Raw genomic sequence first — 20,117 nt, 5'->3', positions numbered from 1 at the left:
CAATGCCGCGGTCTGTCATATTCCCACAAAATGTGGAGGACGAGCGCATATGCGGGACCAGTATGCCGGTGATGTAAGTGATCTGCTGAAATTCTCATTTCTTCGGGCACTTGCACAAACTGACCGCAGGCTCGGTGTCGCTTGGTACTACATCGCTGAAGGTGATGGCGGTCCCGATGGGCAGCACACCGAATGGAAGTACGAGGAACACTGGCGGAACCTTGACGCCGATCTCTTCCTGAAACTCTCATCTCTTTCGGCACGTTCTGTCGCCGTGCTCGAAAGTAGCAGTGTCTGCCCGCCAGGCACGATTTTCCACGGCGAACCTGTTCCTGATCGATTTGCCCGCGCGTCGTGGTGTGATCGGAAGAATGCAGCCCTGGAAGGGGCGGACATCGTCTTTCTTGATCCGGATAACGGACTGGGTGATTCAGGCAAAAAGCACGCGACGTACTCGGAGCTTCTGCGGCTGCGGGGATCCGGACGGCCGATCGCATTTATCACCTTCCCAGGTCGGCAATTCACGCACGACGTGATGGTCAGCAATCTGCACCATCAACTGAAATCAATGTGTGGTGTTGGGTCAGTGATAACCCTTCGCACATCGGTGTCGGTGCCACGGGCTCCCGGCTCACCTTATGTTGTGCAGCGGCAAAGGTGGTTCACAGTCACCGACCCTGACGAAGTTCTGGTAGAGCGGGCTGCGCGTTTCGCTGAGGACTTATCACGCCTTAGGCGGGCAAAGGCGGTCTTGGACGTATCGCGGTAGCCTGCACGACCGCTAACCCACTGATTTCTGGTTCCTTCCTGGCCATATTCGTATGCTGGCGGGCGAAGCGCGGCACATCGCTAGCGACAGGGCCGGATTTTTGGGAAGCCACCCGGAAGCCACCGCTGCCTGAACCCGCCTGAAACACTGTAAAATCAAACCCTTGATGCTGGACACCCCTGGTGACCGCTGGACTCCGCGTGGAGTCCAGTCTGGACCCCGGAGTCCGGAAGCCAGGGGTATCCACCCTGATCCGAGGAATGACCCCACGATGATGCTGAGCTTTGCCCCGGATCGGATCGAAAGCTGGCCGCTTGCCAAGCTGCAGCCCTATGCCCGCAACGCCAAGGCGCATGGCGCAGATCAGGTCGCCAAGATCGCCGCCAGCATGGCCGAGTTCGGCTGGACCGTGCCGTGCCTCGTGGCCGAAGATGGCGAGTTGATCGCGGGGCATGGCCGGGTGCTAGCGGCCACGCACATCGGGCTGACCGAAGCGCCGGTGATCGTGCTGGGCCACCTGACCGAGGCGCAGCGGCGGGCGTATCGGATCGCCGACAATAAACTGACCGAACTCGGCACTTGGGACGAGGCGCTGCTGTCGGCGGAACTGAACGACCTCTTGGCCGAGGATTTCGACCTGACGCTGGTCGGGTTCTCCGACGGCGAGTTGGACAAGCTGCTGGCCTTTGTGCCGGAGGGGGACGGAGAGGAAGGTGGCGCCGGGGGCTCCGTGCCGCCGGTGACCATCCCGGAACCGCCGCGCAACCCGGCGTCGCGGACCGGCGATCTCTGGATCCTTGGCGATCACCGTCTGCTCTGCGGTGACAGCACCAGCGCGGCCGATGTGCGTCGCCTGATGAACGGCGAGCGTGCGATCCTGTTTGCGACTGACCCGCCGTATCTGGTCGACTACGACGGCTCTAACCATCCTACCCGCAACAAGGACTGGTCTGCGTCGTATGGCACGACCTGGGATGACAGTTCTCAGGGGGCCGAGCTTTACGACGGCTTCATCGCGGCCGCCGTGGCGGAGGCCATCGCCGAGAATGCCGCCTGGTACTGCTGGCACGCGTCACGCCGTCAGGCGATGCTGGAAGCGTGCTGGGAAAAGGCTGGGGCCTTCGTGCACCAGCAGATCATCTGGGTGAAGGACCGCGGGGTTCTGACCCGGTCGCATTACCTGTGGAAACACGAGCCCTGTTTCATGGGCTGGCGTCGGCCGAACCGCCCACCCAAGGTGGCCGAAGAAACCCTGCCATCGACATGGGCGCTGCCCAGCTTCGCCAAGGACGACCGGCCCGACCACCCGACGCCGAAACCATTGGACGCGTTCGGGATCCCGATGCGGCAGCACGTTGCGCGAGGCGGGCTTTGCTATGAGCCGTTCTGCGGGTCCGGCTCGCAGATCATGGCGGGCGAGGCCAATGGCCGCCGCGTCTTCGCGATGGAAATCAGCCCCGCCTACATCGACGTCGCAGTCGAACGCTGGCAGTTGGACACGGGGCGCGCGGCGATCCTCGACGGCGACGGCCGGACCTTCGCGGGCGTGAAGGCCGAGCGGCTCGCCGAAACCCCGGCCGAACCTGAAACCCTCAACGAACCCGCTGCGTGACATGCATGCCCTGGCTTTACCTTCCTCCGGACGCGCTTCCGGAACCGCAGACGCATGCCTCTTCGGCCTCTCCCTCTGCTCTGGCGCTGGCGGGCTCGACCTCGGGCTGGCCATCGCCCTTCCCGGATATCGTGCTGTGGGCCATGTCGAACGGGAAACCTTCGCCGCAGCCACTCTCGTGGCGCGGATGGAAGACGCGTCCCTGGATCAGGCTGTTGTCTGGGACGACGTTGGAACCTTCGACGGCCGCCCTTGGCGTGGCGCGGTGGACATCGTTACTGCGGGCTATCCGTGCCAGCCGTTCTCCGTCGCGGGCAAGCGCCGTGGCGCAGACGATCCGCGCCACCTCTGGCCCCACGTTGCTCGCATCATCAGCGAAATCAAACCGCCCTTCGTGTTCCTCGAAAATGTCGCCCATCATCTCCGCCTCGGCTTCCCCGAAGTCGCCGCAGGATTGGTCGGCATGGGCTACCGCCTTGCGGCAGGCCTCTTCACGGCGGCGGAAGTCGGCGCGCCCCACAAGCGTGAGCGGCTCTTCATCCTTGCCATCCGCGAGGGCGACGACCTGGCCGAACCCGCGCGCCTGCTCTGGCACCCGGTCGAGTGGCGGGAACCGGACCGAACTGCTGCGCCTCTGGCCGACGCCGAGGGCCAGCGCCAACGAGAACCGGCAGACGAAGCCGACGCCCTCGCAGGAAGCGGGGCAGCACGGGATGAACCTGGCGACGACGGCAGCCCTGTGGCCGACGCCGCAGATCGACAGTTTCCGCAGTCGGGGTGGAGAGAGGCGCGACGAGAAGGGTCTGGACCGGATGGCGCGGGACTGGCCAACGCCGATGGCGAAGGACGGCTGCAAGCCAAGCGCGGGCAATCGTCGGACGGCCGATCTGACCCATGCAGCGGGAATGTGGATGACGCCGACAGCGCGCGATCACAAGGACGGGGCGACGACACTGGCGAACACGCCGGTGAACGGCCTGCTTGGCCGCCAGGTCCTGGTGACGCCGATGGCTGGGAGCGATACCTGCGATGTGCGCCGGACCTTGAACCCGCTGTTCGTCGAGGCGCTGATGGGCTGGCCCACCGGGTGGACCGGCTTCGCCTCTGTGGCAACGGCGTGGTCCCCCTGGTTGCAGCGCATGCGCTGCGAACTCTGGCAGCTGAATTGCTGGCCGATGGATGAGGTGGCGGCATGAAGCAATCCCGCCTCATGTCGCTGGTCGAAGCGGTCGCCAACGTGATCGTCGGCTACGGCGTCGCGGTCGTGACGCAGATCCTGATCTTCCCGGTCTTCGGGCTGCACACGACGTTGGCCCAGAACCTGAAGATGGGCGCGGTTTTCACAGTAGTGAGCATCGCGCGGTCATACTTCCTGCGGCGTCTGTTCGAGGCGATCCGCATGCGGTAACGTTGTTTGGCTATGCCCAAGGGGGCAGACGATGGCCGGAGGGGCATGGTGGGAGTTTGATGAAGCAAAGTCCACGTGGCGTGCTATCGCTTATGAGTGTAGCTGGATGCAGCATAGTGCGATCAGGAGGGATAGTTGCAGCTTGAGAATGTAGACGCCAATCTTCGCAGCCATGTGTTCGAGTTCTTTTATTGGTTCTCGAGATTTGAATTTGCACTCAAGGAGAGAAGATTCCTTAAGTCAAAAGCCATCGGGGCGCGCGCTGAGCCGGACTGGACAGACTTCATCAAGAAGTTCGAAGGCCAATACGAGCTTAGTCAAGACGGCAGTTCGCTCATTGCTCAGAACCCCAAATGTCAAATTGTCGGACAGCACGAACTAGAGTTCGTACCGGTCACTTATAAGGATCAGCCTTCAGATCTCCGGCAAGTGGTCACGCTACTGAAGACAGTACGCAACAACCTCTTTCACGACGGCAAGCATGGCGATGATGGCTGGGATGACCCAGAGCGCATAATGGCTCTATTAGGGCTGTCAATTCGCGTTCTCCACGAACTTGCTGATCTCGCAGACTTTGGGGCTGACTACACGAGATACTATTAAATCGCCGAATGCACTCTGCAAATTCGCAAGGGACCCTTCGCATCGATTTTGCGCTTGAACGGGGATGATTTACCGCCGCCCCGGCGGGACGGCGGCCAACAGCTTTGTCAGGGTCGGGTGCATCAGGCAGCAGGGATTTTGTAAACGCGCCCTCGTTCTTCGACTTTCTCCGATGTCACTTCGAGCCCGAGCTTCTTCTTCAGTGCCCCGGCCATCGCGCCGCGCACTGTGTGCGATTGCCAGCCCGTGGCAGCGGTGATCTCTTCGATGGTCGCGCCTTCCGCTGAGCGCAGCATGGCGATCAGCTTGGCCTGCTTGGTGCCCTCGCGCGGCGTGCGCACCTTGGGCGCGGCGTCGGGTTCGGCGGGGGTGTCGGACGCGGCTTCCTCTTTCGGCGCGTCCGTCGCGCCCACGGGCGGGGTGTGCGTGTCCTCGGGCTCGATGCCAATGGCGGCGAGGCCCGCGTCGGTGGCGACCAGCGTGACACCGTGGCCGTCGCCGGTTTCGCGCCACATGGGTTCGCCCTTGCGCAGGTCGGCGTCGACCTCCTGAAGGAGGCCCTTGGCGATCATCGCGCCGACCACCTTGGCAGCGGCACCGCCGCGCAGGCTTTCGGGTAGCGGCAGGGCGATGCGCTCAGGCCGCTGGGCGGCTGCGCTCAGGATCAGGGCTTGGGTGTCGGAAAGCTGGGTCATCGTCGTCTCCGTATCGGGGCGCGCGGGATGCGTTCCCTTCTACGAGGCCAAGCCCCGCTGGGCGGGGCTGGCGCGATGGCTGGGTGGGTTACTCGGCGTGTTCTCCCTCGCCGAAAAGGAAATCGGTGATCTTCCGGAGGTCGCTGGCGACGCTGCTGATCGAGCCGACGCTGCCCCAATTGACCGCTTCCGGATCGAAGTTGAAATGGTCGTCGCTGAGCGCCTGAAGTCGGGCAAGCATCGCGTCGATCTCGGCCTTCTTGCCGATGAAGGCGTCGAGGGCTTTCGTGTTGTCGGTCGCGCGGCGGGTCATCTTGGCGGCTCCTTGGTGAGTTGCATCGTCCTTCTGAAAGGACATTCGCTCTGTTCGCGAAGCTTATCAACGAGATAAGCTATTGAGCTTGAACGATAATCGGAGCCGCCAATGCAGGGCATGAGCGAGCGCCAGTACGCCGTGCATGTCGGGCTGTCGCGTGGCGCGATCCAGAAGGCGAAGACGGCCGAACGGCTTGTGCTGTTCACCGATGGCAGCATCAACGCGGCCGCCAGCGATATGCGCCGGGCGGAAACGACCGACCCGTCGAAGACGAGGAAGCCGCCGGAGCCGAAGCCCAAGCCCGTGCCCGAGGCGGCCGTTGCCGCCGTCGGCGACACCTTGCGCGAACAGGGTCTGGCGGTGCCAGCGGTCGGTGGCGGCACGACCTACCTGCAGGCCAAGACCGCCAACGAGGTACTGAAAGCGCAGGAGCGGCGGATCCGGCTGCAAAAGCTGAAGGGGGAATTGATCGAGCGGGCCCGGGCGCTGTCGCTGGTGTTCCGGCTGGCGCGCGAGGTGCGGGACGCATGGGTGAACTGGCCCGCCCGGTCGTCTGCCTTGATGGCGGCGGAACTGGGCGTGGAACCGGCCGCGATGCAGAAGGCCTTGGAAAAACATGTCCGTGCCCACCTCGACGAACTTGCCGAGGTCCGGCCCGATTTCCGGTGAAACTGGCGAAGACCTGACCGATTTCGACGGCGCGGCGGAAATCCTGCGCACCTGGGGCGCGGGGCTGACGCCAGATCCGGACCTGACCGTCTCGCAGTGGGCGGACCGGCACCGGATGCTGTCGGGCAGGGCCTCGGCGGAACCGGGGCGCTATCGCACGGCGCGCACGCCCTACATGCGCGAGATCATGGATCGGCTGTCGCCCGGCGACGAGATGCAGCGCATCGTCTTTATGAAGGCGGCACAGGTCGGCGCGACCGAGGCGGGCAACAACTGGATCGGCTTTGCGATCCACCAGGCGCCGGGCCCGATGCTGGCGGTCCAGCCGACCGTGGAACTGGCGAAACGCAACTCTCGCCAGCGGATCGACCCGCTGATCGACGAAAGCCCCGACCTGCGGGAGAGGGTCAAACCGGCGCGATCCCGCGACGCGGGCAACACGATGCTGTCCAAGGAATTCGCGGGCGGCATCCTGATCATGACCGGGGCAAACTCGGCGGTCGGGCTGCGGTCCACCCCAGCGCGCTACATCTTCCTCGACGAGGTCGATGCCTATCCGGCCTCGGCCGACGAGGAAGGCGATCCGGTCACGCTGGCCGAGGCCCGTTCGCTGACCTTCGCGCACCGGCGAAAGGTGTTTCTGGTTTCGACCCCCACCATCCGTGGGCTGAGCCGGATCGAACGGGAGTACGAGGCATCCGACCAGCGGCGGTTCTTCGTGCCGTGCCCGCATTGCGGGTCGATGCAATGGCTGAAATTCGACCGGCTGCGCTGGCAAAAAGGCAAGCCGGAAACGGCGGAATATCATTGCGAGGGCTGTGATCGGCCCATCGGCGAGCATCACAAGACGGCGGTGCTGGAGGCTGGGGAATGGCGGGCAACCGCCGTTGCCGCTGATCCGGCCACGGTCGGCTATCACCTCTCGGCGCTTTACTCGCCCATCGGCTGGCTGAGTTGGGAGCGGATCGTGCGGTCATGGGAAGCGGCCCGAGGGTCGGACGAGGCGATCAAGGCGTTTCGCAACACAATCCTTGGCGAAACCTGGGTCGAAACCGGCGAAGCCCCTGACTGGCAACGGCTCTACGACCGGCGCGAGCGCTGGAAATCCGGCACCGTGCCAGCGGGCGGGTTGTTCCTGACCGCCGGTGCCGATGTGCAGAAGGACCGGATCGAGGTCGACGTCTGGGCCTGGGGTCGCGGGCTGGAAAGCTGGCTGGTCGATCACGTCGTGATCGAAGGCGGGCCGGACCGGCACGACGCGTGGTCGGAACTGACGGCCTTGCTGGACAGGTCATGGCCACATGAACGCGGCGCGCATCTTCGCATCGCGCGGCTGGCCATCGACACGGGCTATGAGGCCCCGGCGGTCTATTCCTGGTCGCGGGCGCAAGGCTTTGCGCAGGTGTCGCCGGTGAAAGGCGTCGAGGGGTTCAACCGTTCAAGCCCGGTCTCGGGGCCTACCTTCGTGGATGCGACCGAGGGTGGGAAACGCCTGCGGCGCGGCGCGCGGCTTTGGACTGTGGCGGTGTCGACCTTCAAGGCCGAGACCTATCGCTTCCTGCGGCAGGAACGGCCGACAGAGGAGGATATGGCCGAGGGGGCGGCGTTCCCGCCCGGCTCGGTGCACCTGCCGCATTGGGTCGAGAACGAATGGCTGAAGCAGTTCGTGGCCGAACAGCTGGTGACGGTTCGCACCAAGCGCGGCTTCGCCCGGCTGGAATGGCAGAAGCTGCGCGAGCGCAACGAGGCGCTGGATTGCCGGGTCTATGCCCGCGCCGCCGCCTGGATCGCGGGCGCGGATCGCTGGACCGACGAGAAATGGCGCGATCTCGAGGATCAACTCGGGGCCGCGCCGACATCGGTGGATGCGGCAGGCCGGGTCAACCGGTCACAAGCCGCACCCCAGGGAAAACGGCAGTCGGACTGGCTGGGCCGACGCGGAGGATGGTTCTGACATGACCGACTGGACGGAAACCGAACTGGCCGCGTTGCGCCGGGCCTATGCCAGCGGCACGACCCGGGTCAGCTATGATGGAAAATCCGTCGACTATGGCTCGGCCGAGGATCTGCTGGGACGCATCCGGACCATCGAACGCTCCATCGCTGGGACCGCGCGGCCGCTGCCAGTTGCCGGGTTGGCGGGCTTCTCCCGCGGGGATCGCTGATGCCGGCGAACTGGATGGACCATGCCATCGCCTCGGTCGCCCCGCGCATGGCTGCTCGGCGCGTGCTGGCCCGGCAGGCCTTCGAGACCCTGACGCGGGGATATGACGGTGCGTCGAAGGGGCGGCGAACGGAGGGCTGGCGCGCGCCGGGGTCCTCGGCCGACACCGAAATCGGCGTGGCCGGGGCGCTTCTGCGGGACCGGATGCGCGATCTGGTGCGGAACAACCCGCATGCCGCCAAGGCGGTGGCGGTGCTGGTGAACAACATCGTCGGTTCGGGCATCATGCCCCGTGCGGCCAGCGGCGACGACAAGCTGGACCGCAAGGTCGATGCTTTGTTCACCCGCTGGACGGCGGATTGCGACGCCGACGGCCAGCTGGATTTCTACGGGCTGCAGACGCTGATCTGTCGGGAGATCGTCGAGGCGGGCGAGGTGCTGGTGCGCCGCCGTCTGCGGCGGGCGGGGGACGGTCTGGCGGTGCCGCTGCAGTTGCAGGTGCTTGAGGCAGATTTTCTCGACGCGACCAAACGTGGCGATGCCAGCCCGACCCGCATCGTCCAGGGAATCGAGTTCGACCCGGTCGGCAAACGTCGCGCTTACTGGCTCTATACCGACCATCCAGGCGATGCCCAAGGCAGCTTGCGGGGTGGGACGGCAAGTCGCCCGGTCCCCGCCACCGAGATCGCCCATATCTATGAAAAGCAGCGCACGCAGGTACGCGGCGTTCCCTGGGGCGCGCCGGTGATCCGGTCTCTGCGTGATCTCGACGATTACGAGGTGGCCGAACTGGTCCGCAAGAAGACCGAGGCCTGCGTTACCGCCATCGTCTTCGGCGACGACGAATCCCAGCAGGGCATAGCACCCACCGTGGTCGATGCCGATGGCAACCGGGTCGAGCAGTTTGAGCCGGGCCTGATTGCATATGCCCGGGGCGGTAAGGACATCCGCTTCAACCAGCCGTCCGCCACCGGCGGCTACGGCGAATACAAGCGGGCCAGCCTGCACACGATCTCGGCCGGGTTCCGCGTGCCCTATGAATTGCTGACCGGCGATCTCAGCCAGGTCAACTATTCCTCGATTCGGGCCGGGCTGGTGGAATTCCGCCGCCAGATCGACGCGGTCCAGTGGCAGCTGTTCATCCCGATGTTCTGCGCCCCGGTCTGGCGCTGGTTCACCGAAGCCGCATGGGCAGCCGGGCAGATCCCTTCGCCCGACGTGCCGGTCGAATGGTCGCCGCCGAAGTTCGAGGCGGTCGATCCGCAGAAGGATGCAATGGCAAACCTCCTATCGATCCGCTCAGGCACCATGACCTTGGCGGAGGTGATCGCGAAACAGGGCCGTAATCCGGATGCGGTGCTGGCTGAAATCGCCGCCACCAATGCCAAGCTCGACGCCCTCGGCATCGTTCTCGACAGCGACCCGCGCCGCGTCACCAAGACAGGCAGCGCGCAAACCAGCGATCCTGCCGCCGACCCCACCGCCGATCCGGCCTCATCGCCATCCACCGCACAGGAGTAACAGGGCCATGCCCGAAACCATCATGGCGACGCCCGTCGCCCTGCCGATGCAACTGCGGCGCGCGCCCATCCTGCCTGCAACCGTCGATGCCGAGGCCCGTTCCATCGACGTGGTCTTCACCACCGGCGCGGCCGTCCGGCGCCGACGCTGGACCGGCTGGGACACATCAGTCCCCTTCGACGAAATCCTTGAGGTCAGCGACCGGGCGGTGGATATGACGCGCCTCAACGCCGGTGCCCCGGCGCTCGACAGCCATTCGGTCTGGTCCTCCTATTCGCAGGTGGGCGTCGTCGAACGCGCCTGGATCGAGGGCAAGGAAGGCAAGGCCACCATCCGCTTTCCGCGCGAAGGGCTGGACCAGGCAGCCGATCGCATGTTCGGCCTGATCAGCGACGGCATCATCCGCAATGTCTCGGTCGGCTATTCCATCGAGCGGGTAAAGGTGGTTGAGCCCGCCACAAAGGGTGATGTCGAGCAACGCATCGTCGAGCGATGGACCCCGCTCGAGGTCAGCTTCGTGACCGTCCCCGCCGATCCTCGCGCGCAGGTGCGCGCCGCAGATCAGGCCAATTACCCCCTCGAAATCATCGACACCCGCATGCAAAAGGAGGCATCCATGCCTGAGAACACGACCACGGTGGCCGGGGATGTCCCCGCCAGCCATGAAACCCGCCAGGCGCCCGTCGCGACCCCGGCCCATTCCGAACCGACCACCGCGCGCGTGCCCGAACCGGCCGCCGCGCCCGACGCCGAGGCCATCGCCACCCGGGCCCGCGAGGGTGAACGCGACCGGGTTTCCACCATCTATGATCTGGCGGGCCGCCTGAACCTCGAGCGCGGCTTTGCCGAGGATCTGGTCAAGCGCGGTGTCCCCGTCGATGAATCCCGCCGCCTGATCCTCGACCAGGTTGCTGCGAAATCGGACGAGACCCGGACCTTCCCGCATGTCTCGATCCCGCTCGGCGGTCGGGACGAACGCGTGACCCGCCGCGACGCCGTGGCCAGCGCGCTCCTGCACCGCTACAGCCCGACGCTGTTCCAGCTTGATGACTCTGCGCGCCAATACCGCGGCATGTCGCTTCTGGAGTTGGCTCGCGAGAGCCTGGCCAATGCGGGCGTCAACACTCGCGGCCTGTCGCGCGATGAGGTGGCGACGCGCTCGCTGCATTCCACCTCCGACTTCCCCGAAATCCTGTCGGCGGTCACCAACAAGACCCTGCGGCAGGCCTACGAGACCTATCCCCGCACCTTCATGTTGTTCTGCCGCCAAGTGCTGGCGACCGACTTCAAGGCGATGAACCGGGTGCAATTGGGCGAAGCACCCCAGCTGCTGGAGGTCGGCGAAAGCGGCGAGTTCAAGCGCGGGACGCTCGGCGAGAGCAAGGAAAGCTATAAGGTCAAGACCTATGGCCGTGTGGTCGCGATCACCCGTCAGACCCTGATCAATGACGATCTGGACGCCTTCACCCGGATCCCGGCGATGTATGGCAACTCCATCGCGCAGCTGGAAAGTGATGTGGTCTGGGGCATCATCACCGCCAACCCGGCGATGGCCGACGGCAACGCGCTGTTCCATACCACCCACAAGAACCTGGCCGGGACCGGCACGGCACTGGCAGTCGATGCGGTGGGCGCGGCCCGCGCGGCGATGGCGCTGCAGACGGGCTTCGACAAGAAGACCGTGCTGAACATCCGCCCGGCCTTCCTGATCGTACCCGCAGCCCTGGAACTGAAGGCCGAGCAGCTGGTGGCCCAGAACCTCGTCCCCGCCGACAGCACCAAGGTCGTGCCACAGTCGATCCGGACGCTCTCGCCGATCAGCGAGCCCCGCCTTGATGCCGCCAGCGCCACCGCCTGGTATCTGGCGGCCAGCCCCAACCAGATCGACACCATCGAATACGCCTATCTGGAAGGCCAGCAGGGCGCCTATATCGAGACCCGCAACGGCTTCGATGTGGATGGGGTGGAGATCAAGTGCCGCCTCGACTTCGGCGCCAAGGCCATCGACTGGCGCGGCCTCTACAAGAACCCCGGCGCGTAAGATCGCCCAACTAGTCCAGTTGTAAACTGTCTAGTATCGATGGAGCCGAGCAATGGGAGATGCTGCCAATGAGTGATCCGAGTGAGTCGCTGATGGGCGAAACAGCGAGAGCGACGGGCCTTCCTGTCGCCAAGCTCAACGAAGTCATGGAAGCCTTTTTCGAAGGCCTGCATCGGCGGATGTACGAGTATGATCGTGGAAACGGCGCTTATGTGACCGAAGAACTCAGCTTCGAACTGTCAGATAGGGCATGGATCCACCTCTACCAGTTCTTGCTTCTGGATCGACTTCGTATGGGATGCCAGTACCCAGAAGATGAAATCGCCCTAAGCATTGAGCAGCTCAAGTACATGGGCGGACCAGCTCAATGGCGGCCATTCTTTGAAGAGATGGCGTCTTGGCAGATGTCCCCAAGGTTCGGGCTGGATCGTCCTCTATACGGCTAAGCACCTTCGCAACAACGAAACCATGGGGCGGTCCTACTGGGCCGCCCTTCATCTTTGCAAAAGGATCTTCGATATGAAGAATTATGTCCAGCCCGGCAATACCATCACCCTGACCGCGCCATATGCTGTTACCTCCGGCGATGGGTTGCTCGTCGGCGCCATCTTCGGCGTTGCCGCAGGCACCGCCGCTTCCGGCGATCCGGTCGAAACCGCCCTTGAGGGCGTCTACGATCTGAAGAAGGTCGCCTCGCAGGCTTGGGCCGTGGGCGACAAGATCTACTGGGACAACACGGCAAAGAACACGACCAAGACTCTGACGTCGAACACTCTGATCGGCGTGGCGACCGACGTCGTGGCAGGCGGGGCCACGGACCTGATCGGCCGCGTTCGCTTGAACGGCACGTTCCAGTGACGGCATTGGGCGCTGCGGTGGCGGCCCTTTTCGCTGACCCGAACATCGGGCGCGACGCGGTCTACACATCCGATGGCGGCGCACCCGTCCTGCTGCGCGTCATCGCCCGGCGCGCCGATTCCATCTCGGACTTCGGAGATGCGCGGCTCTGGTCGCAGACCACCCGTATCGACGTGCGCATCTCCGAGGTGCCGAACCCGCGCCCTGGCGACCGGATCGAGATCGACAGCGAGGCCTTCCTGATCCAGGGCGAACCGGTGCGGGACCGTGAGCGCCTGGTGTGGACCGTGGATCTGCGCCCGACATGAAGCTGAAGATCGACATCACGCCCGAGATCGTCGCCATGATGCGGGAGGAAGTCCTCGCCGGGGAACGTGCCGTCTCCGCCGCGATGCGGCAGGCAGGCACCAATCTGAAATCCGCCTGGCGGGCGCAGATAACCGGCGCGGGCTTGGGCATGCGCCTTGCCAATTCGATCCGCGCCGCCAACTTCCCGAAGTCTGGGGAAAGCCTGAACGCCGCTACGCTGGTTTGGTCGAATGCGCCGGTCATCGTCGGCGCGCATGACACCGGCCCGTTGATCCGCTCAAAGAACGGATTTTGGCTCGCGATCCCGACGCCTGCGGCGGGCAAGTCCACGCGGGGCGGCAAGATCACCCCGGGCGAATGGGAGCGCCGCACCGGCCTGCGTTTGCGGTTCATCTATCGCCGGATAGGGCCGAGCCTGCTGGTGGCGGAAGGGCGACTGAACACTAAGGGCCGGGCAGTGGCATCCAAGTCAAAAGCCGGACTTGGCGTAGCGACCATGCCCATCTTCCTACTGGTGCCGCAGGTCAAACTGCCGAAGCGGCTGGACCTTGCTCGGGATGCCGAGCGGGCGGCGGACCGCTTTCCGCAGAGAATTGTCGTCCAATGGAACGAATAGATTTATTCCTGGTGACGCCGGTAGTCCTCCCAAGCATGCTTGCTGGTCTCCCGAAGGTCTATACTAGGAAAGTCCTTTCTTACTCGTTTTAGAATGTATGAAAGACTCGACTGCATCTCTGCACGCGCGGCATCTATCGCCTGCCAAACCACTTCCCTTTCGGGAGGCAGCGGGGCGTCGCCTGGATTGGTGAATATCACAAACGTGCTTCCGTTATTCAAATGGTACTCGTTGTCATGGCGCACAGTTTCTTGCCAAGCGCGCACAAAATTCTTGAAAGCCACAGAAAGTTTCTTGTCATTGAGATGAAAGAGGCTATTGCCGAGAACCACACCCTTCAATCCTTCAAAAAAATGGAGCGACCGGTAAGGAAACATATGCGGCAGACTTTCTATGTGATCGTCGATCGTGGGTAAGTGCATTTCCTCGAGTGCCCACTCTAGCGCTTTAACATCTCTGTTGTATCGGAGTTGTTGCTCAGTGAGGCCAGCCAACTCAGACGGTCTTTTCGGGTTACTTGAGATAATTGAATTCAATGCAGTCTTAAGCAGGGAGCCTAGATGATTTTCGGCACCCTTTGGACTGGCTTCACACAGAGAATACTTGCTGACTCTGTGTCGATCAAAATCGAAGGGAAGATCGTCAGGTAGTGATCCATAGGCAGTATTAAAGATTAGTATTATTCGCGACCAACCCATAATTTGAACTGCGTACCCAAGTTCAAATACAACATTCGGATTAGGGCATTTCCGGGATTTGTCACCAGCATTGATTGTTGTAACATCCGCAATAAATATGTCGGATTTTCCAATTTTCTCCAGAATGGTTTGTGGGATGTTTGGACTGCCCGCCTCATCCCGCGTAGCTTCGTCAATGTGCAGTCTTTGAGTGAACGATTTGGAAAATTCATCCAATCTCCGAACTATTGCGGTGCGGGTAAATTTGGACGGCAGATCGCTTTGCCAAGAGTAGAAGATTCGGATCGGCTTCGCTCTTGCATTCATTCGACTCACTTCTTTCACTTACTCAGAGCGATAAATTGATTGCATGGTACAGTTTGGATTAGCTATGACAAGAAGGTATCGAAACAGAATATGCCCACGCCCCGTGAAATCATCCTCACCGCACTGCATGCGCGTCTGCAGACTCTTGATGCCACCGCCCTGCGCGGGGACGTCCTGCCTGAGCGCATCCCGTCAGCCGGCCTTTTGATCCTTCGCGATGGTGAACCGGGCGAACCTGAGGTCACGCTGTCCCCACTGACCTACCACTATGAGCACCGGGCCGAGATCGAAGCGGTCGTGCAGGGCACCGCGCGTGACATCGCCTTCGACACGCTCTGCGCCAGCATTGGCACCGCGCTGGCCACCGACCGCACGTTGGGGGGGCTTTGCGATTGGGTCGAGGCGGAAGCACCGCGACCGGTTGACCTGCCCGTCGAAGGTGCGGCCAGCCTGAAGGCCGCCGTCGTCACGGTGGTCCTGCACTATTCGCTGGCCGATCCGCTGGCCTGATCCAACCCACAACAGGAGACCAATATGGCACGCGCACAAGGAGCGCGGGCGCAGATGGCGCTTGCGTTCGAGTCTGTTTACGGCACCCCACCGGGATCGGGGTTTACCCAGATGCCCTTCATCACCTCCTCGTTGGCGGCCGAGCAACCGCTGCTGGCATCCGAACTGCTGGGCTATGGCCGCGATCCTCGCGCGCCTTTGCTTGATGCGATCACCACCGATGGCGACGTCGAGGTGCCGATCGACGCTGTGGGCTTCGGTTTCTGGCTGAAGGCGGCTTTCGGGGCGCCTACGACAGCAGGCACCGTGGCCGCAACTGGGTCGATCACATTTTCGGCGCAGCCCGCCGTCAACAGCACGCTGACGATCAACGGCACGGCTTTCACCTTCGTGGCCTCCGGCGCGACGGGCAACCAGGTCAACATCGGTGCCAACCTCGCCGCTACCGTGACTGCGCTGGCCGTGGCCCTGAACGCCAGCGTGGTTCCGGGCGTAGCGCTGGCGACCTACACCGGCACGGCGACGGCGCTGACGATGGTCTATGATATCCTCGGAAGTGCGGGGAACAGCTTCACTCTGGCGGCATCACTTTCACCCGCATCAAACGGCACTGTCTCGGGTGCCACCCTGACCGGCGGTCTGAACGCCCACACCTTCATGTCGGGCGGTTGGAACCTGCCCAGCATGTCCATCGAAGTCGCCATGCCTGAGGTGCCGCGCTTTGCGATGTATTCCGGCTGCGTCCTTGATGCTCTGTCCTGGTCGATGGAACGCTCCGGGCTGCTCGGTGCCAAGGCGATGCTGGTGGCACAGGGCGAGGCCATCGCCGGGGCCACGGCCGCAGGCACACCAGCCGCCATCGCCCTGAAACGGTTTGGCCATTTCAACGGGGCGATCAAGCGCGATGGGGTGGCGCTGGGCAACATTGTCTCTGCGGATCTGACCTATGCCAACAACCTCGACCGGATAGAGACCATCCGCTCGGACGCCAAGATCGACGGCGCGGACCCGACCATCGCGGCGCTGACCGGCAAGATCGAGGTGCGGTTCGCTGACACGACGCTCCTGACCCAAGCGATCAATGGCACGGCAGCAGCACTGGAGTTTTCCTATGTGCTGGCCAGCGGCGAAAGCCTGACCCTGACTGCCCATGCGGTCTATCTGCCGCGACCGCGCATCGAGGTCAAAGGTCCGAAGGGCGTGCAGGCATCGTTCGACTGGCAGGCGGCCCTCGCCACCTCCCCCGCACGGATGTGCACCGTCGTCCTCGTCAACAGCATTGGAACCTACTGATGATCCGCCTGGAACTTTCCCCGGAGCCGCACTGGCTCGACCTTGGCCATGGCGTGCGGCTGAAACTGCTGCCGCTGACCACCGCGCTAATGGTGGCCACCCGCGCCGATCCTGCCGTGCAGGATCTGGATCCCGATTCCAGCAATGACGCCCGGGCCGCGATCTTCGCCGGGGCGCTCGCCCGCCGCGCCGTGGTGGATTGGGATGGCGTCGGCGATGCTGAGGGCAATGTCCTCCCCGTTACCCCCGACGGCATCGACGCCCTGCTGTCGCTCTGGCCAATCTTTGAGGCGTTCAACCTCCTCTACGTCAGCCGCGGCATGCTGCTGGACGCAGAAAAAAACGCCTCTGCGCCCTTGCCGACTGGCACTTCGGTGGGGGCGACAGCTACTGCGCGGCCTGCGGAAGCCAGTGCCCGGACTGCCCGGCACGAGTGAACCAGCCACAAACCCACGACGGCTGGCAGGTCTGGGACCTGGTCGCTCGTCTCGGTGGCCAAATGCGCGTGGCGGGCAAGGCGGTCATCGGTTGGGACATGGGTGCGGCTATGGCGTTGGCTCGTGCGCTGGGCCTGAACCTGATGGTGGCGGCCGAATTGTTGCCGGAACTGGAGGCGGTGATGGTCCGCCGCATCAACGAAAAGATCGGAGCCGAGGATGGCTGAAAAGCGTGTGAGCGTCCGCCTCGCGGCGGTCGGCGGCAAACAGGTGCGGGCGGAACTGGAAGGTGTGGGCGATGCCGGGGCAAAGGGCTTCGGCCGGATCTCGAAGGAAGCCGAACTGGCCAATGCCAGACTGTCGGCCTTCGCAACAAGGGTGAAGATCGCGGCCGCCGTTGCCGTCGCGGCCGCAGCAGCTGCTGGCATTGCCATGATCAAGTCGGGCCTCGAGACCATCGACGCGCAAGCCAATCTCGCGCAGTCGCTTGGCACAACGACCCGCAGCATTCAGGTGCTGACCTTCGCGGGCGACCTCGCGGGCGTTTCGATGGACGAGATCACGGCCGCCACCAAGAAGCTGACACTCAAATTGTCCGATGCGGCGGGCGGCACCGGCACGGCGGTCGACGCCCTCAAACGCTTGCACCTGACGGCCACCGATTTGCAGGCGCTGCCGCTGGATGAGCGCATCGTGGCCATTCAGGATGCCCTGACTAAATTCGTACCCCCGGCCGAGCGGGCGGCTGTCGCCTCTGCGCTGTTTGGGGACAAGGCGGCCCTCGCCTTCAGCCGGATCGACAGTGCCAACCTGCGCCAGGCGTCCCAGGACATCACCGACTTCGGAGTCGCGGTTTCCGATCAGGATGCCGATCAGATCCGAACCGCCGGCGATGCCATTGACCGGCTTGGGCTGGTCTGGCTTGGGCTGACCAACCAGTTGACCGTTGCCGTTGCACCCGCGCTGGAAACGGTGGCCAACGCCCTGGCCGATGCCACGCGGAAGGGTGGCATCTTCCAGACCAGCATCGCCTTCCTCGGCGATCATATCGGCGAGATCGCCAGCATCGCCGGTGCTTTCGCCACTTTCTTCGCAGGGCGGTTTGTCATGGCCTTGGGGGCCGCAGCACTCGGTGTCAGCGGGTTTTCTCTCTCACTCACGGTGCTGAAAGGCGCTTTGATCCGCACGGGCATTGGCGCTTTGATCGTAGGAGCCGGGGAACTGGTCTATCAGTTCTCCAAGCTGGTCGAGGGCGCTGGCGGGTTTGGCGCAGCCCTCGGCTTGCTGTCTGATCTCGCCAGCGAGGTCTGGGGCCGGATCGGGTTAGGCGTCGATGCTGTTGTCGCGAGCCTCAGCGCCAGCTGGTCAGGCATCACCGCGACTGTTGCCGATGCGATGCAAGGCGCGTTGGTGGCCGTCGTCGGCTTCGGCAATTCCGCGACCGGCGTGTTTCAGGGGGCGTTTGATGCTGTGAAGGCGATCTGGGCGGCATTGCCGTCAGCCATCGCCGATTTCGCGTTCCAAGCTGCGAACGGGCTGATCGGCGGAGTAGAGGCGATGCTGAACGGCGTCGTCACCCGGATCAACACCTTCATTTCCGGCCTGAATGCAGCGCTCGACATGCTGCCCGACTGGGCCACCGGCGAGGGCGGAATCCAGATCGGCACGCTCGATCCGGTCACTTTGGGCCGGGTCGACAATCCCTTCGCCGGGGCGGCAACTGCCGCCGGTGCCGCCGCAGCCGATGCGTTCAAGGCCGCGATGGGTAGGACCTATCTCGAGACGCCCGACCTTGGGCTCGGCACGATGGCAAGCGATGCCCGCGACCGCGCTGCTGCCTACACCGAGGCTTCGGGAATGCTGTCTGATGCCGCGACACGACCTCTCGCCAGTTGGCAAGCGCTGCAGAACGCCATGACCAAGGCTGGAACGGACGGGGCGGCGGCGCTCGACACCGCCACCACAGCCGCCGACGACACCACCGACGCCCTGAACGGCGCCGGGGCTGCGGGAACGGCAGCGGGCAACGCTACCGCTGCAGGTGCCGACGCTGCCAAGTCCGGCTGGGCCGCCGTAACCGCTACCCTCTCCGATTACGCTAGCAAGGCGAAGGACATCGGGGCCGATGTCGGCCAAGCGCTGGTCGGTGCCTTCCAGTCTGCTGAGGACGCGGTGGGGGAGTTTGTGAAGACCGGAAAGCTGAACTTCGGCGATCTTGTAACGTCGATCCTGGCAGATCTCGCCAAACTGGCTGTCCGGAAATCCGTGCTCGGCCCCATCGCCGACATGCTTTCCGGCGCGCTGGGCGGCATCGGCGGCATCTTCGCGCGCGTCCTGCATACGGGCGGCATGGTCGGCAGCACCACCTCCAGCCGAATGATCCCGGCTCTGGCTTTCGCTGGTGCGCCGCGCATGCATTCGGGCGGCTGGGCCGGACTTCGGCCCGACGAAGTGCCCGCCATCCTCCAAAAGGGCGAGCGGGTCCTGTCGCGCCGTGAATTGGCCGCGCAAGGCGAATCGCAACAGGGCAACGGCGGCCAGAACATTGCCGTGACCATCAACGCTAGGGACGCCCAGAGCTTCCGGCAATCGCGCGTGCAGGTGGCCAGCGACATCGCCCGCGCGGTAGCTTTTGGACGGAGGGCTTTCTGATGGCCTTTGATGAAGTGCGGTTTCCCGACATGATCAGCCGGGGCGCGCGCGGCGGACCGCAACGCCGCACCCAGATCGTGACGCTCGCTTCGGGCGACGAGGAACGGAACGCATCGTGGGCAAATTCTCGGCGGTCCTATGATGCCGCCTACGGAATCCGGCGCGCCGATGATCTGGCGGCAGTGATCGCCTTCTTTGAGGCGCGCAACGGTCGCCTGCGCGGGTTTCGCTGGAAGGACTGGGCGGATTACAAATCCAGCCTGCCGTCGGCCACGATCACCGCCTTCGACCAGCCCCTTGGCACTGGCGATGGCACCACGACCACCTTCCAGTTGAAGAAGCTTTACACCTCGGGCGGGCAGACGTGGACGCGCACGATCCTGAAGCCTGTCGCAGGGACTGTGCAGGCTGGGATCCTGACGCTTCAGGGGCCAGAACTGCTGTCGTCGGGCAGCAATCTCCAGTCGGTCACCTGGTCGAACACCGGGGCCCTTGGGGCGAACAGCGCAGTGACCTATGGCAGCTTCACTGCTGCCTATGATCTCGGCACAACCGGCGCAGGCCTGCGCCAACACGCCTCGGTCCCGGTTCAGCAGGGCAAGAAGTACAGAGCACAGGTCTGGTTCAAGGCAGGTGGGTC

At 63.9% G+C, this 20,117-nt stretch carries 22 protein-coding genes and 2 pseudogenes; 21 read left to right on the top strand and 3 right to left on the bottom strand.

Going from position 1 to position 20,117, the window contains the following annotated elements; translation table 11 throughout:
* Window positions 1-49 precede the first annotated feature (49 nt).
* The 6 genes and pseudogenes from AC11WY_RS10755 to AC11WY_RS10730 all read left to right on the top strand — a co-directional run bounded on the left by AC11WY_RS10755 (window position 50) and on the right by AC11WY_RS10730 (window position 4,392).
* Complete coding sequence (locus tag AC11WY_RS10755) at window positions 50-769, top strand: hypothetical protein (RefSeq protein WP_482925241.1); 720 nt, start codon at window positions 50-52, stop codon at window positions 767-769.
* Window positions 770-1,040: 271 nt separating this feature from the next.
* Window positions 1,041-2,381: a site-specific DNA-methyltransferase gene (locus tag AC11WY_RS10750; RefSeq protein WP_482925239.1), complete on the top strand. Its 1,341-nt coding sequence runs from the start codon at window positions 1,041-1,043 to the stop codon at window positions 2,379-2,381.
* A 1-nt stretch (window position 2,382) separates the two neighbouring features.
* Window positions 2,383-2,892: pseudogene (locus AC11WY_RS10745) on the top strand (DNA cytosine methyltransferase); the annotation flags it as partial.
* Window positions 2,893-3,094: 202 nt separating this feature from the next.
* Window positions 3,095-3,577, top strand: a complete 483-nt coding sequence (locus AC11WY_RS10740) for a hypothetical protein (protein ID WP_482925293.1) — start codon at window positions 3,095-3,097, stop codon at window positions 3,575-3,577.
* On the top strand, window positions 3,574-3,789 hold the full coding sequence (locus AC11WY_RS10735; RefSeq protein ID WP_482925237.1) for a DUF7220 family protein: 216 nt from the start codon (window positions 3,574-3,576) through the stop codon (window positions 3,787-3,789). Before AC11WY_RS10740 ends, AC11WY_RS10735 begins: the two co-directional genes overlap by 4 nt.
* A gap of 135 nt (window positions 3,790-3,924) precedes the next feature.
* The gene (locus tag AC11WY_RS10730) at window positions 3,925-4,392 is read left to right on the top strand and encodes a hypothetical protein (protein ID WP_482925235.1); all 468 of its coding nucleotides are present in this window, start codon (window positions 3,925-3,927) and stop codon (window positions 4,390-4,392) included.
* 122 nt (window positions 4,393-4,514) lie between these two features.
* On the opposite strand, the gene AC11WY_RS10725 is transcribed toward AC11WY_RS10730, so the two are convergent.
* Window positions 4,515-5,087 carry a DUF3489 domain-containing protein gene (locus AC11WY_RS10725; protein WP_482925233.1) on the bottom strand — a complete coding sequence of 191 codons (573 nt, stop codon included), beginning with the start codon at window positions 5,085-5,087 and terminating at the stop codon, window positions 4,515-4,517.
* A gap of 88 nt (window positions 5,088-5,175) precedes the next feature.
* Entirely contained in the window at window positions 5,176-5,400 is a 225-nt protein-coding gene (locus AC11WY_RS10720; RefSeq protein WP_482925231.1) for a hypothetical protein, read from the bottom strand.
* Window positions 5,401-5,511: 111 nt separating this feature from the next.
* Between AC11WY_RS10720 and AC11WY_RS10715 the strand changes: the two genes are divergently transcribed.
* The 9 genes from AC11WY_RS10715 to AC11WY_RS10675 all read left to right on the top strand — a co-directional run bounded on the left by AC11WY_RS10715 (window position 5,512) and on the right by AC11WY_RS10675 (window position 13,581).
* A complete protein-coding gene (locus AC11WY_RS10715; protein WP_482925229.1) occupies window positions 5,512-6,072 on the top strand; it encodes a hypothetical protein in 561 nt (186 codons plus the stop codon).
* Window positions 6,020-8,026 (top strand): phage terminase large subunit family protein, encoded by a 2,007-nt coding sequence (locus AC11WY_RS10710; protein ID WP_482925227.1) that lies wholly within the window; start codon window positions 6,020-6,022, stop codon window positions 8,024-8,026. The genes AC11WY_RS10715 and AC11WY_RS10710 overlap by 53 nt, the downstream gene beginning before the upstream one ends.
* A gap of 1 nt (window position 8,027) precedes the next feature.
* Entirely contained in the window at window positions 8,028-8,237 is a 210-nt protein-coding gene (locus AC11WY_RS10705; protein ID WP_099649481.1) for a phage head-tail joining protein, read from the top strand.
* Window positions 8,237-9,757 (top strand): phage portal protein, encoded by a 1,521-nt coding sequence (locus AC11WY_RS10700; RefSeq protein WP_482925225.1) that lies wholly within the window; start codon window positions 8,237-8,239, stop codon window positions 9,755-9,757. Before AC11WY_RS10705 ends, AC11WY_RS10700 begins: the two co-directional genes overlap by 1 nt.
* Window positions 9,758-9,764: 7 nt before the next feature.
* Window positions 9,765-11,798, top strand: a complete 2,034-nt coding sequence (locus AC11WY_RS10695) for a prohead protease/major capsid protein fusion protein (protein WP_482925223.1) — start codon at window positions 9,765-9,767, stop codon at window positions 11,796-11,798.
* A 68-nt stretch (window positions 11,799-11,866) separates the two neighbouring features.
* Window positions 11,867-12,244, top strand: coding sequence for a hypothetical protein (locus AC11WY_RS10690; protein ID WP_482925221.1), 378 nt, complete (start codon window positions 11,867-11,869; stop codon window positions 12,242-12,244).
* A gap of 73 nt (window positions 12,245-12,317) precedes the next feature.
* Window positions 12,318-12,656 carry a DUF2190 family protein gene (locus tag AC11WY_RS10685; RefSeq protein WP_482925219.1) on the top strand — a complete coding sequence of 113 codons (339 nt, stop codon included), beginning with the start codon at window positions 12,318-12,320 and terminating at the stop codon, window positions 12,654-12,656.
* Complete coding sequence (locus AC11WY_RS10680) at window positions 12,653-12,964, top strand: head-tail joining protein (RefSeq protein WP_482925217.1); 312 nt, start codon at window positions 12,653-12,655, stop codon at window positions 12,962-12,964. Before AC11WY_RS10685 ends, AC11WY_RS10680 begins: the two co-directional genes overlap by 4 nt.
* Window positions 12,961-13,581, top strand: coding sequence for a DUF6441 family protein (locus tag AC11WY_RS10675; RefSeq protein ID WP_482925215.1), 621 nt, complete (start codon window positions 12,961-12,963; stop codon window positions 13,579-13,581). The genes AC11WY_RS10680 and AC11WY_RS10675 overlap by 4 nt, the downstream gene beginning before the upstream one ends.
* 2 nt (window positions 13,582-13,583) lie before the next feature.
* Here AC11WY_RS10675 and AC11WY_RS10670 read toward each other — a convergent pair whose 3' ends face one another.
* Entirely contained in the window at window positions 13,584-14,585 is a 1,002-nt protein-coding gene (locus tag AC11WY_RS10670; protein WP_482925213.1) for a hypothetical protein, read from the bottom strand.
* 90 nt (window positions 14,586-14,675) lie between these two features.
* Here AC11WY_RS10670 and AC11WY_RS10665 point away from each other — a divergent pair, with 90 nt between their 5' ends.
* The 6 genes and pseudogenes from AC11WY_RS10665 to AC11WY_RS10640 all read left to right on the top strand — a co-directional run.
* The gene (locus AC11WY_RS10665; RefSeq protein WP_482925211.1) at window positions 14,676-15,095 is read left to right on the top strand and encodes an acyl-CoA transferase; all 420 of its coding nucleotides are present in this window, start codon (window positions 14,676-14,678) and stop codon (window positions 15,093-15,095) included.
* Window positions 15,096-15,119: 24 nt separating this feature from the next.
* On the top strand, window positions 15,120-16,388 hold the full coding sequence (locus AC11WY_RS10660) for a phage tail tube protein (protein ID WP_482925209.1): 1,269 nt from the start codon (window positions 15,120-15,122) through the stop codon (window positions 16,386-16,388).
* On the top strand, window positions 16,388-16,825 hold the full coding sequence (locus AC11WY_RS10655; protein WP_482925207.1) for a hypothetical protein: 438 nt from the start codon (window positions 16,388-16,390) through the stop codon (window positions 16,823-16,825). The genes AC11WY_RS10660 and AC11WY_RS10655 overlap by 1 nt, the downstream gene beginning before the upstream one ends.
* Window positions 16,822-17,052 carry a DUF7697 family protein gene (locus AC11WY_RS10650; protein WP_482925205.1) on the top strand — a complete coding sequence of 77 codons (231 nt, stop codon included), beginning with the start codon at window positions 16,822-16,824 and terminating at the stop codon, window positions 17,050-17,052. Before AC11WY_RS10655 ends, AC11WY_RS10650 begins: the two co-directional genes overlap by 4 nt.
* Entirely contained in the window at window positions 17,045-19,477 is a 2,433-nt protein-coding gene (locus tag AC11WY_RS10645; protein ID WP_482925203.1) for a phage tail tape measure C-terminal domain-containing protein, read from the top strand. The genes AC11WY_RS10650 and AC11WY_RS10645 overlap by 8 nt, the downstream gene beginning before the upstream one ends.
* Window positions 19,477-19,914: pseudogene (locus tag AC11WY_RS10640) on the top strand (phage distal tail protein, Rcc01695 family); the annotation flags it as partial. The gene AC11WY_RS10645 and the pseudogene AC11WY_RS10640, both read left to right, overlap by 1 nt.
* Between the last annotated feature and the right edge of the window lie 203 nt (window positions 19,915-20,117).

The sequence above is a fragment of the Solirhodobacter sp. genome (assembly GCF_964715405.1).
This window is presented reverse-complemented; position numbering and strand designations above follow the sequence as displayed.

Coding starts and splice junctions, on each gene's coding strand:
- AC11WY_RS10755 (WP_482925241.1), top strand. CDS start 50: ATGCGGGACCAGTATGCCGGTGATGTAAGTGATCTGCTGAAATTCTCA.
- AC11WY_RS10750 (WP_482925239.1), top strand. CDS start 1,041: ATGATGCTGAGCTTTGCCCCGGATCGGATCGAAAGCTGGCCGCTTGCC.
- AC11WY_RS10740 (WP_482925293.1), top strand. CDS start 3,095: ATGAACCTGGCGACGACGGCAGCCCTGTGGCCGACGCCGCAGATCGAC.
- AC11WY_RS10735 (WP_482925237.1), top strand. CDS start 3,574: ATGAAGCAATCCCGCCTCATGTCGCTGGTCGAAGCGGTCGCCAACGTG.
- AC11WY_RS10725 (WP_482925233.1), bottom strand. CDS start 5,087: ATGACCCAGCTTTCCGACACCCAAGCCCTGATCCTGAGCGCAGCCGCC.
- AC11WY_RS10720 (WP_482925231.1), bottom strand. CDS start 5,400: ATGACCCGCCGCGCGACCGACAACACGAAAGCCCTCGACGCCTTCATC.
- AC11WY_RS10715 (WP_482925229.1), top strand. CDS start 5,512: ATGCAGGGCATGAGCGAGCGCCAGTACGCCGTGCATGTCGGGCTGTCG.
- AC11WY_RS10710 (WP_482925227.1), top strand. CDS start 6,020: ATGTCCGTGCCCACCTCGACGAACTTGCCGAGGTCCGGCCCGATTTCC.
- AC11WY_RS10705 (WP_099649481.1), top strand. CDS start 8,028: ATGACCGACTGGACGGAAACCGAACTGGCCGCGTTGCGCCGGGCCTAT.
- AC11WY_RS10700 (WP_482925225.1), top strand. CDS start 8,237: ATGCCGGCGAACTGGATGGACCATGCCATCGCCTCGGTCGCCCCGCGC.
- AC11WY_RS10695 (WP_482925223.1), top strand. CDS start 9,765: ATGCCCGAAACCATCATGGCGACGCCCGTCGCCCTGCCGATGCAACTG.
- AC11WY_RS10690 (WP_482925221.1), top strand. CDS start 11,867: ATGAGTGATCCGAGTGAGTCGCTGATGGGCGAAACAGCGAGAGCGACG.
- AC11WY_RS10685 (WP_482925219.1), top strand. CDS start 12,318: ATGAAGAATTATGTCCAGCCCGGCAATACCATCACCCTGACCGCGCCA.
- AC11WY_RS10675 (WP_482925215.1), top strand. CDS start 12,961: ATGAAGCTGAAGATCGACATCACGCCCGAGATCGTCGCCATGATGCGG.
- AC11WY_RS10670 (WP_482925213.1), bottom strand. CDS start 14,585: ATGAATGCAAGAGCGAAGCCGATCCGAATCTTCTACTCTTGGCAAAGC.
- AC11WY_RS10665 (WP_482925211.1), top strand. CDS start 14,676: ATGCCCACGCCCCGTGAAATCATCCTCACCGCACTGCATGCGCGTCTG.
- AC11WY_RS10660 (WP_482925209.1), top strand. CDS start 15,120: ATGGCACGCGCACAAGGAGCGCGGGCGCAGATGGCGCTTGCGTTCGAG.
- AC11WY_RS10655 (WP_482925207.1), top strand. CDS start 16,388: ATGATCCGCCTGGAACTTTCCCCGGAGCCGCACTGGCTCGACCTTGGC.
- AC11WY_RS10645 (WP_482925203.1), top strand. CDS start 17,045: ATGGCTGAAAAGCGTGTGAGCGTCCGCCTCGCGGCGGTCGGCGGCAAA.